Origin of the sequence: Agromyces binzhouensis, assembly GCF_004135055.1 — a bacterium.
Lineage (GTDB): Bacteria > Actinomycetota > Actinomycetes > Actinomycetales > Microbacteriaceae > Agromyces > Agromyces binzhouensis.
In genome coordinates this window covers 1-7,166 of record NZ_SDPL01000137.1, presented here as the reverse complement: position 1 = coordinate 7,166, position 7,166 = coordinate 1, and the positions used below count along the sequence as shown (strand labels likewise).

Below are 7,166 nucleotides of genomic sequence, written 5' to 3'. Positions count from 1 at the left end.
CGGCGCCCCGAGCGCAGCCCAGGAGCCCGCGCCGAACCAGCGCCGGGTCGGCTTCGGCGTCGCCGCCGCGATCGTCGCCGCCGCACTCATCGGCGGTGCGTCGGGTGCCGGCATCACGGCGCTCATGACGAACGACGGCGACAGCGCCGTCGAGCAGACCTCGTCGGGCACGCAGCGCCTCGTCGTGAACGACGACGGTTCCGTGAACCAGGTCGCGGCCGTCGCCGCGGCCGCGAGCCCCAGCGTCGTCACCATCGAGGTGAGCGGCGGCCAGTCGGGCGGCACGGGCTCGGGCATCATCCTCTCCGAGGACGGGTACGTGCTCACGAACACGCACGTCGTCACGCTCGACGGCGCGACCGGCGACCCGTCGATCCAGGTCAAGGCCGACGACGGCTCGCTCTACTCGGCGGAGCTCATCGGCACCGATCCGCTGAGCGACCTCGCGGTCATCAAGCTGACGGATGCCTCGGGCCTCACGCCGATCGAGTTCGCCGACTCGAGCGAGCTCAACGTCGGCGACACCGCGATCGCCATCGGCGCGCCGCTCGGCCTCTCCGGCACCGTCACGAACGGCATCGTCAGCGCCCTGAACCGCAGCATCGACGTGGAGTCCTCGGCAGCGCCCGAGACCGCGCCCGACAGCGGCGAGGGCGACCAGGGCGGGTCGGGCGACAGCCCGTTCGACTTCTGGAACTTCGACGGCCAGGAGCGCAACGGCTCGTCGGGCGGCGGCCTCATCTCCATCCCGGTGATCCAGACGGACGCCGCGATCAACCCGGGCAACTCGGGCGGCGCGCTGCTCGACGGCGAGGGAAAGCTCATCGGCGTGAACGTCGCGATCCTCTCCGCCGGCGGCAGCTCGGGCGAGGCCGGCAACATCGGCGTCGGCTTCGCGGTGCCCTCGAACCTCGCCGAGCGCATCGCGGGCGAGATCATCGAGAACGGCTCGGCGACGCACGGCCTGCTCGGCGCGACGGTGACCTCGGCGCAGGCGAGCGGCGAGAGCTCCACGGTCGGTGCGCTCATCTCCGAGGTGAGCGCGGGCGGCGCCGCCGAGGCGGCGGGCCTGCAGTCCGGCGACGTCGTGACGGCGCTGAACGGCATCCCGATCACCGACCAGACCGACCTGACCGCGCAGGTGCGCGCCCTCGCGGGCGGTGCCCAGGCCGAGCTGACCTACACGCGCGACGGCGAGTCGAACACCGTGACCGTGACCCTCGGCACGTTCGAGGGCTGATCCCGGGCGACCGCTCCGACGGGGGCCGGACCGATGGTCCGGCCCCCGTCGCTCGTGCGCGCAACCCCCGCGTCGGCACCGCGATCGCGGGGGTCCCTGCTGCTAGGCTCGATCGACCCAGTGCACGAGTGAGGACCATGCCCGACCAGCCCCATCCGGCGGAACCGTCGCCGCCGATCGGCGTCTCGTATGTCATGCCCGTGCTGAACGATGCGTCGCACGTGCGCGCCGCGGTCGAGTCGATCCTCGCGCAGGAGTACGACGGCCCGGTCGAGGTGCTGATCGCGCTCGGCCCCTCGATCGACGGCACGAACGAACTGGTCGCCGACCTCGCGTCGCGCGATGCGCGCGTCCACGTGCTCGAGAACGAGGTGGGGTCCACGCCCGCGGGCCTCAACATCGGCATCCGCGCGGCCGTGCACCCCGTCGTCGTCCGGGTCGACTCCCACTCGATGCTGCCGGTGGACTACACGCGCCTCGCGGTCGAGACGCTCGTGCGCACCGGTGCCGACAACGTGGGCGGCATCATGGACGCGCGCGGCGAGACGCCGTTCGAGCGCGCGGTGGCGCTGGCCTACACGACCCCCGTCGGCCTCGGCGGCTCGGCGTTCCACGTCGGCGGCCACGAGGGGCCGGTCGAGACGGTCTACCTGGGGGTGTTCCGCAGGAGCGCGCTCGAGCGAGTCGGCCTCTTCGACGAGACGATCAAGCGCGGCCAGGACTGGGAGCTGAACCGCCGACTGCGCCAGACGGGCGGGACGGTCTGGTTCACGCCCGAACTCGCGGTGACCTATCGCCCGCGCTCGAGCCTGGAGCGACTGGCGCGCCAGATGTTCTCCACCGGGCTGTGGCGGGGGGAACTCGCCCGCCGATTCCCGACGGCGAACGGCCTCCGGTACTTCGTCCCGCCCGCCATGGTCGTCGGCGTGCTGCTCGGCCTCATCCTCGGCGTCGTCGGCATCGTCCAGGCGATGACGGGCCAGGCGCCGTGGTTGCTCGTCGGCTTCGTCGTGCCGCTCGTCTACGTGCTCTTCGTGGTCGTGGCGACGCTCGCGTACGCGCGCCGCAGCGGCGCTGCGACGGCCGCGTGGTTCCTCGCCGTCCTGCCCTGCATCCACGTCGCGTGGGGGGCGGGCTTCGTGCTCGGGTACCTCTCGCTCACGACCAACATCGCCACGCACACGGGAAGGTGAGCATGTCGGAGCCCATGCCGGACCGGGGGATCCCGTCGAGCCTCGCCGCGCAGCGCGCGGTGACGCAGCCTCCCGAGGTCCGCGGCCGCCGGAACGCGGAGCACTGGACGGCATCGCTGTACCTGCGCGACCTCTCGCCCTACCTGACGTGGCTGCTGCTGCACACGCGCATCTCGGCGAACGGCGTCACGGGCCTCATGATCCTCGTCGGCTGGTCGACCGCCGCGGCCCTGCTGATCCCCGGCATCTGGGGCGCGCTGCTCGCGGTGGTGCTCGGCCAGCTGCAGATGCTCGTCGACTGCTGCGACGGCGAGGTCGCGCGCTGGCGCCGCACGTCGAGCCCGGCCGGCGTGTTCCTCGACAAGGTCGGCCACTACTCGACCGAGGCGCTGATCCCGATCGCCCTCGGCATCCGCGCGGCCGCCTACCCGCTGGAGTTCCCCGCCGACTTCCTGTGGACGACGATCGCGGCCCTGCTCGCGCTCGTCATCGTGCTGAACAAGGCGCTCAACGACATGGTGCACGTCGCCCGGGCCAACGCGGGCCTGCCGAAGCTGGCCGACACGCACGGCGAGACCGCGCCGCGCGGGGGCCTCGTCGCCACGTTGCGCAAGGCTGCGCGCTTCGTGCCGTTCCACCGCCTCTACCACTCGGTCGAACTGACGCTCATCGCGTTCGCCGCGGCGGTCGTGGGGCTCTTCGTCGGCCAACCGCTGGTGGACCGTGTCGTGCTCGCCGCGCTGCTGCCCCTCGCGGTGCTCGCGCTCCTCGGCCACTTCATCGCGATCATGGCCTCCCGCCGTGTCCGTGCCTGATCCGACGTCGACGACCGGGCGGCCCCGCGTCGGGGTCGTGGTCCTGACGATGGGCCGACGTCCCGTCGAGCTCGCGCGCGGCATCCGGAGCATCCTCGACCAGGAGGACGTCGACGTCGACGTCGCCTGCGTCGGCAACGGCTGGGACCCGGCGACCGCCGACCCGCCGCTCCCGCCCGAGGTGCGCACGCTGCACCTGCCGGAGAACCTCGGAATCCCGGCCGGTCGCAACCGGGGCGTCCCAGAGGTCGCGGGCGACGTGCTGTTCTTCCTCGACGACGACGCGTACCTGCCGAGTCCGTCCTTCCTGGCCGACGGATGCCGCATGCTCGCCTCGCGGCCCGACCTCGGGCTCGTCCAGCCCCGCGTGGTCGACCCGACCGGGCTCGCCTCGCCCCGGCGCTGGATCCCGCGCATCCGCAAGGGCGATCCGGCGCACTCGGGCCCGGTGTTCTCCTGCTGGGAGGGCGCGGTGCTCATGCCGAGGCACGTGTTCGATGCCTCCGGCGGCTGGGCCGACCCGTTCTTCTACGCGCACGAGGGCATCGAACTGGCATGGCGGGTGTGGGATGCCGGCTACCGCGCCTGGTACGCGGGCGAGCTCGAGGCGGCGCATCCGGTGATCGACCCGGCGCGCCACGAGTACTACTACCGGCTGAACGCCCGGAACCGGGTCTGGCTCGCGCGCCGCAACCTGCCGGCGCTCCTCGTCCCGTGCTACGTCGGCTCCTGGACGGCGATCCAGGTGCTGCGGTGGTTCCGGCAGCCCGCGGCGCTCCGCGCGTGGTTCGCGGGGTGGCGCGCCGGCTGGCGCGAGGACGCGGGGGAGCGACGCCCGATGCGGTGGCGCACCGTGTGGCGGATGACCCTCGCCGGGCGGCCCCCCGTCGTCTGACGCGTCATGCGCGATGCGCGACGGCGGCTACCCTTGGACGGTGGAACTGAGGAGAGACGCGCGCCGCGCCGTGAAGCTCGTGCAGAACGTCATCCGCTCGCGGCGTGCGCAGCGGCAGCTGGTCGACAAGCTCGCCGAGCAGGGCACGCTCGAGCCGCACCGGTTCCGCGTGGGCGTCTACTTCGCCGACGGCAAGGTCAACCTCTACCAGCTGCGCCAGTGGTACCGGCCGCTCGCGCGGCTCGCCGAGCGGCACCCGGTGCTGGTGCTCAGTCGCGCGTCGGGCGCGGCACTCGCGCTCCTCGACGAATCACCGGTGCCCGTGGCGTACGTCCGCCGGGTCGCGGATCTCGAGCACGTGATCCACGAGCAGGACCTGCACGTGATCTTCTACGTCAACCAGAACGCCAAGAACTTCCAGATGATGCGCTACGGGCGCCGCTGGCACGTGTTCATCAACCACGGCGAGTCCGACAAGATGTACATGACCACGAACCAGTTCAAGGCCTACGACTACGCGTTCATCGCCGGCGATGCCGCGCGGGCGCGCCTCGAGAAGGTGCTCTGGGACTACGACTTCGACAAGCGGGCCATCCCCATCGGCCGCCCGCAGGCCGACCACTACCTCGACGGCAGTGCGCTGCCGTACCCGGACGACGAGCGTGAGGTGGTGCTCTACGCACCGACGTGGGAGGGGGATCGCGGTGCGGCCGCGTACGGCTCGATCGCCTCGCACGGCGTCGACCTCGTCCGCGCCTTCATCGCGAGCGGCCGGCACCGCGTGATCTACCGGCCGCATCCGCGCTCGGGCGTGGTCGACCACGAGTACGGCGCCGCGAACCAGGAGATCAAGCGCCTGCTCGAGCAGGCGAACGCAGCGGACCCGTCCGCGCATCACGTCGTCGACGAGGGCAAGGACCTCGGCTGGCAGCTCGCGGCCGCCGACGTCGCGATCGTCGACATCTCGGCGATGGTCTACGACCGCCTCGCGGCCGGCAAGCCGCTCCTGGTGACGCGTCCGGCGAACCCCGACGCGCAGGTCGACACGGGCGGCTACCTCTCCGCGTGCGAGTGGCTGGACCGGGCCGACGGCGCGACGATGCTCGCCCGGGTCGACGACGTCGCGCACGACGCGCAGGCGCTCGAGCGGCTCGGCTACTGGGTCGAGCGCTACTTCGGCGACACGACGCCGGGCGTTACGACCCGTCGCTTCCACGAGGCGGTCGACCACCTCATGGTGGAGTGGGAGCGGTTCGCGGCGCTGCACGCGACCGATCCCGAGGTCGACGACCACGACGCGGAGGGCGAGGCGGCCGAGCAGTCCGACGAGATCGAAGTCGACTGAGACCGCGCGCGACCCGATGCGATCCGCCTGCCCGGAACGTATGCTCGGGCCATGGCGCAGCTGATCACCGAGGACGATCTCGACGAGCTGGAGCTCCGCGTCGCGGACGGTCGCGGGCACGTCGCGCGGGCCGACCTGCTCGAGAAATGGGCGACGGATGACACTGCGTTCGAGTTGGGGTCGGGCGTGCGGCGTGCGCACCTCCTGCTCGTCGCGGCGGAGCACTTCGAGATGGCGGGTGAGCTGGAGCGGGCGCTGACGGTCGCGAGGCGCGCCGACGAGGCATCCGACGCCGAGCCCCATGAGGCGACCGGCCGGCTCGTCGCGATCCTGCTCGCGCTCGGCGAGCGCGATGCGGCGCTGCGGACGGCCGACGCGCTGCGCGGGTCGGGGAGCGGGCAGTGGTGGCGGCACCTCCACGTCGCCGAGTCGTTCGAGTTCGCCGACGAGCTCGAGCTCGCGGAGCGGTGGTTCGTGATCACCCTGCGCCTCATCGAGCGCGATCCCGAGCACGACGTCGCCGATCGCCTGATCGCGCTGAGCGGGCGGTTCCGGGTGCGGCGGGACGCGGGCAAGCCGGAGGACGTGCTCGATGCCGAGACCAGCCAACTGCGCGAGCTGCTCGGGTACGAGCCGATCGCGTAGGCGGGGTTCTCAGGCCGTCCCGCCCGGGTCGGCGGGCCGGTCCGCGCCGGGCTCGCCGGGTTCACCGGCTTCGCCGCGGCCGATGGGCTCGTCCGTCGCGTCATCGCCGCCCGGGGCGACGTCCTCGTCCGAGGCATCCGCGTCGTCGCCCTTCGACCTTCCGGCGGTCAGTCGTCCGAACGGCCGGCTCGCGACGCGCCCTGCCGTCGTCACCGCTCGAGCGAGACGCCGTCCGGCCGAGGTGATCGCCGTCTCGTCGCCGCGCGGCTCCAGTTCGACGGGGAGCGCGTACGGCGCGGGGCCGAATGCCAGGCGGGACTGCTGCAGGACCCGGCGCCCGAGCACGTGGTTGCCGATGCCGCCGATCGCGGCGCCGATCCCGAACGGGATGGCCCGCCCGATGATGCCGGCGCCGCCCCTGACGGCGAACTGCTTGACGAACACGTGCCGCAGCCGGTCGACGACCGAGCCCATGACGGCGCGTGGGAGCGTGCTCGTGATGATCTCGCCGAAGTAGGCGTTCTGCGGCACGCCCTTCCCGGTCGCCTGCGCGGCGAAGTGCCGGACGAGGTCGGCGCCCTCGCGGCCCATCATGAGCGTCATCACGAGTGCGCGTGCGCGGTCGGGGTTCTCGACGTGGAGGCCGTGCACCTCGGCGACCGACTGCGCGAAGAGCGCGGTCGCCTCGAGGAAGCCCGCGGTCTCGACACCCGAGAGGGCGAGCGTGATGCCGGTCGAGATGCCGGGGACGACGGCGGTCGCGCCGACGGCGGCGCCGCCGGTCGTGACGGCGGTCAGGTACCGGCGCTCGAGCACGCGGACGAGCTCCTCGGGGCTCGCCGTGGGGTGGTTCCGGCGGATGGCGCGGAGGTGCGCGAGCACGATCGGTCGCTGGATGGACAGCAGCCGGTCGAACCCCCGCTCGAGGCCGACGGCCCGGTCGGCGGGATCGGTCCGTTGCGCGCCGGCGGGGCCGTACTCGGGGCCGCCTGACGCGTTCGGGTCGGCGGATGCGTTCGTGCCGCCCGGCGCG

The 7,166-nt window shown here is 72.8% G+C and carries 7 protein-coding genes; 6 read left to right on the top strand and 1 reads right to left on the bottom strand.

Annotated features, from left to right (window positions below):
* From ESO86_RS08545 to ESO86_RS08520, 6 genes are all read left to right on the top strand, one after another.
* The coding region (locus tag ESO86_RS08545) for a S1C family serine protease (protein WP_129234514.1) at positions 1-1,240 on the top strand (1,240 nt) is incomplete at its 5' end.
* 137 nt (positions 1,241-1,377) lie between these two features.
* A complete protein-coding gene (locus tag ESO86_RS08540; RefSeq protein ID WP_242492283.1) occupies positions 1,378-2,433 on the top strand; it encodes a glycosyltransferase family 2 protein in 1,056 nt (351 codons plus the stop codon).
* A gap of 2 nt (positions 2,434-2,435) precedes the next feature.
* The gene (locus ESO86_RS08535; protein ID WP_242492282.1) at positions 2,436-3,248 is read left to right on the top strand and encodes a CDP-alcohol phosphatidyltransferase family protein; all 813 of its coding nucleotides are present in this window, start codon (positions 2,436-2,438) and stop codon (positions 3,246-3,248) included.
* A gap of 49 nt (positions 3,249-3,297) precedes the next feature.
* The gene (locus tag ESO86_RS08530; RefSeq protein WP_129234515.1) at positions 3,298-4,143 is read left to right on the top strand and encodes a glycosyltransferase family 2 protein; all 846 of its coding nucleotides are present in this window, start codon (positions 3,298-3,300) and stop codon (positions 4,141-4,143) included.
* Between the two features lie 40 nt (positions 4,144-4,183).
* On the top strand, positions 4,184-5,488 hold the full coding sequence (locus ESO86_RS08525) for a CDP-glycerol glycerophosphotransferase family protein (RefSeq protein WP_129234513.1): 1,305 nt from the start codon (positions 4,184-4,186) through the stop codon (positions 5,486-5,488).
* Positions 5,489-5,539: 51 nt separating this feature from the next.
* Positions 5,540-6,133 carry a tetratricopeptide repeat protein gene (locus ESO86_RS08520; protein ID WP_129234512.1) on the top strand — a complete coding sequence of 198 codons (594 nt, stop codon included), beginning with the start codon at positions 5,540-5,542 and terminating at the stop codon, positions 6,131-6,133.
* Positions 6,134-6,142: 9 nt separating this feature from the next.
* Here the strand turns inward: ESO86_RS08520 and ESO86_RS18745 are convergent.
* Positions 6,143-7,166: hypothetical protein (locus ESO86_RS18745; protein WP_165307518.1), on the bottom strand; the 1,024-nt coding region annotated here is incomplete at its 5' end.